This is a genomic window from Vibrio nigripulchritudo ATCC 27043, from assembly GCF_000222685.1.
Classification (GTDB): domain Bacteria; phylum Pseudomonadota; class Gammaproteobacteria; order Enterobacterales; family Vibrionaceae; genus Vibrio; species Vibrio nigripulchritudo.
Map to the genome: position 1 here is coordinate 1 of NZ_AFWJ01000234.1, position 634 is coordinate 634.

Below are 634 nucleotides of genomic sequence, written 5' to 3' on the forward strand. Positions count from 1 at the left end.
AATCAGGGGCTACCGTGGAACTTGGTGGATATCGAGAATATTGATGAGCCAGTTGGATCTGTGGGCAAAAAGTAGGTCACCGACCATTGATGACATAGCTTCAGATAGTAAAAAGCCCCGCTCAAAAGAGCAGGGCTTTGGATAAAAAACTGTCGATTAAGCCAGCAATTCGTTTGCCGTCTCAACCACGTTTTCTACGGTGAAACCGAACATCTTGAACAGTTCGCCTGCTGGAGCAGATTCACCGAATGTTGTCATACCGATGATGCGACCGTCGAAACCTACGTACTTGTACCAGAAGTCAGCGATGCCCGCTTCAACAGCGATACGTGCCGTCACGTCTGATGGCAGTACTGATTCACGGTAAGCCGCATCTTGCTTGTCGAATGCATCCGTAGAAGGCATAGACACCACGCGTACTTTCTTACCCGCTTCTGTCAGTTTTGCTGCTGCTTCAACAGTCAGCTCGACTTCTGAACCGGTCGCAATCAGGATAAGCTCAGGCTTGCCATCGCTGTCTTTCAGGATGTACCCGCCTTTCGCGATATCAGCAACCTGTGCTGCGTCACGCTCTTGCTGGGCAAGGTTCTGACGAGAGAAAATCAGAGACGTAGGGCCGTCTTTGCGTTCAATC

Annotated in this window: 1 protein-coding gene; it reads right to left on the reverse strand. The window is 50.2% G+C overall.

The annotated features are described in order from the left end of the window. Window positions 1-156: 156 nt before the first annotated feature. The coding region (locus RH89_RS16550) for a transketolase-like TK C-terminal-containing protein (RefSeq protein ID WP_038146424.1) at window positions 157-634 on the reverse strand (478 nt) is incomplete at its 5' end.